We start from the raw sequence: 2915 nt of genomic DNA on the forward strand, positions 1-2915 counted from the left end.
AGTGTTGATGTGAAGCCGTTTAAAGTGGCCGACTTGTAGGTCAGTTAGCAGTTTATAGTGGGCAGTTTGCAGTCATGATTTCATTTATTATCACTGCAAACTGCTAACTGAAAACTGCCCACTGCTACTGCTCCGCCCATCGGCTCATTTTCCAATAGCCCTGGGCATCTTTAGTATAAAAGGCTGTATAACCTTTACCCTGCATAGTGAAATTAAAATCAAATTCGGTTACGGAATTATCATCGGGCAAAAAGTTAGTGACAATACTGTCGGCCACGGCAGCCAGGGTGATGCCAAATTCATCAACCGGTTTTGCATTTTTTTCAATGCTGGCTATAAAATCGGCATAACTATTAAACTTATAGTTACCGGAGGCATCCTGATGTCTCGCTGCTGTAAATGTTGCTTCCGCCCATTCCTGTTTATAGGTTTCCATAGCTTTGAGCAGATCACCGGCGCTTATTTCAGGTAGTCCATCGTTTCCGGTGGTGTTATAACTATTCAGTATTTCTTCTTTACTTCTCATTGGGTATTAGTGGCTCGTAACTATCTTCTGGTAACTGTTTTTCCTATTGACTTAAATAGCAAAAGGATGCCAAATTACTGACATCCTTTTAATTTTTTGGAAAAATAGACCAAAACCTACGTCATTATAAGCGAAGCATGGCCACCCTGTATAGCATGCGATTGCCGCGCTATCGCTCGCAATGACATATTTTAAACTTTTAACTCTTTCCGTTACGCCTCAGCTAAACTATCTAATATATCCAAATCATCTTCTGATAATTGAATATCGGCAGTTTTCATGTTTTCTTCCAGGTGTTTAACACTCGATGTACCCGGAATGAGCAGGATATTTTACGAATGGTGCAGTAACCAGCTTAAGGCCACCTGGTGAAGCGTTGCGCCATGTTTGGCAGCGATACGGTTTAATATTGCTTCGCCCTGCACGTTCCCGCCACCGAGCGGGAACCATGGGATAAAGGCGATGTTATGATCGCGGGTATACTCCAGTTCGACCTCCCATTTACGGTTATCAACGCTATACATGTTTTGTACCGATACTACTTGAAAATATTGCTGGGCAAGTTTGATATCCTCAACGCTTACTTCGGATAAACCGATGTGCCTGATCTTGCCTTCCTGCTGTGCTTTTTGTAAAAACTCAAATGATTTTTCGGCAGGTACTTTAGGGTCGATGCGGTGTAATTGGTAAAGATCGATACGTTCAACCTGGAGGCGTTTAAGGCTGCCTTCAAGGGCTTCCTTCAAATGTTCCGGCGAAGAATCTACCGGCCACTCACCAGGACCTGTACGTAACAGGCCGCCTTTGGTACCAATTAATAAATCGGTGGGGTATGGGTGCAGTGCTTCGGCAATTAATTCTTCGGATACATTTGGCCCGTAGCTATCGGCCGTATCAATAAAGTTAACACCCAGCTCAACGGCACGTTTTAACACACGGATGCTTTCATCTTTATCTTTCGGCGGTCCCCAGATCCCGGTACCGGTAATACGCATTGCACCGTAACCCAAACGATTAATGGTAATGTCGCCACCAATGGTGAACGTTTTTTCAAATGAACTTGTTGTGCTTGCCATGGTAATGTGTTTTGTTTACTGTAAAGTTCAACTAAAAACAATCACTATTGTTCATGGAATGTATAACACAAATGTAATTTTGACGATAGGAGGAAGATAGAAAAGAAATTTTTATACAAATTTTTCCGAATTAATCGAATCACACGAATTTCAAATCGACATCAAAAAAAATTCGTGTAATGCGATTAATTGTGGCCTGCTTGAAAATTAATTCGTGTGAAATTTTTTCATTCCATTTATTCACAGGGGCCGCCCGTTTTAAAAGCAATTTCCCTGCGCAATAGCTATTCGTGTAATTCGCATAAATTCACTTCCTATTAGTGCCTAATTGTCTTATCTCCAGGCACCCAATATCAATCCCATCAGGGTTAGGGATACCACGCTGTAGCCGCCGTTTATAAATATCAACCGCCAGCTTTTGAGCTCAAACAAACTGTGAATAGCGATGGCGCAGAATGTCCAGATACCGGCAAGGAAACCTGCTGTTGCTCCCCAGGTCAGGTCGGTTTTGGCATCAGCTAAAAACATAGCGAGGTTTACCGCCATAATAATGGAAAAGAAAGCCGTAAAGCCAAAAGCCCTTCCTTTGCTGGATGCCTGAAGCTCGGCGCTGCTGAGTTTATTATCAGCCATCCAGGCATTAGCAAACAGGGCAGGGGAGTACCAGATACCGCCAACTAAAAACGCAGATAATGCTGCAACCACAACGGCCAGCCAGTTGATGAGTTGAAAATTCATGATGATAATGTTTAAATTAAATTGGTTGTACTAATATAATTAATAAAAGCTGAAAGCCGAATGCACAAGGTCTAAAGCTTTATGGGGAAACGATTAATAGGCTCTGGATAGGTAACTACACTCTTAATTAGTATAGATAGGGCAGGGGCATAAAAAAGCCCCGATTACTTTTACAGCAATCAGGGCTTTTTATTTAGTTTGAATTTGTGTTATGCTATTTTACGTTGTAGTGTATCACGCTGCGGCCTATGTTACCTTCGGCATCTATCCCTTCAATAATGGCGCGGTATGAGCCACGCTGATCACTGTTAAAGAAACTGATAGTTGCAGTGCCGGTTGTTTTATCGGTAATTACATTAGGTTTCCAGTAGATGGTATTGCGCAGATCGCCGCCAAGTGTGCCTGCTTTGGTTACATCATATTTAGGCGAGTAGAACTCTTTGGCTTTGGTATAACCCTGCACCGCAAAAGTGATCACATTTTGTTTAGGGATAAGTTCCTGCAATTGAGCAAGCGTTATTTTTTCTTTCTTAACCACCTTTTTGTTGATCACCATTACACCTTTGGTTTGGGTA

Annotated in this window: 2 protein-coding genes and 2 pseudogenes; all 4 read right to left on the reverse strand. The window is 42.1% G+C overall.

Annotated elements, in window-relative coordinates:
* Positions 1-124: 124 nt before the first annotated feature.
* On the reverse strand, positions 125-526 hold the full coding sequence (locus VF500_RS17720; RefSeq protein ID WP_330860955.1) for a hypothetical protein: 402 nt from the start codon (positions 524-526) through the stop codon (positions 125-127).
* Positions 527-738: 212 nt separating this feature from the next.
* Positions 739-1602, reverse strand: a pseudogene (locus VF500_RS17725) (aldo/keto reductase).
* 333 nt (positions 1603-1935) lie between these two features.
* The gene (locus VF500_RS17730; RefSeq protein ID WP_330860956.1) at positions 1936-2340 is read right to left on the reverse strand and encodes a DUF1761 domain-containing protein; all 405 of its coding nucleotides are present in this window, start codon (positions 2338-2340) and stop codon (positions 1936-1938) included.
* Positions 2341-2554: 214 nt separating this feature from the next.
* Positions 2555-2915, reverse strand: a pseudogene (locus VF500_RS17735) (carboxypeptidase regulatory-like domain-containing protein); the annotation flags it as partial.

Source organism: Mucilaginibacter sp. (assembly GCF_036383575.1).
In the GTDB taxonomy this organism is placed as follows: domain Bacteria; phylum Bacteroidota; class Bacteroidia; order Sphingobacteriales; family Sphingobacteriaceae; genus Mucilaginibacter.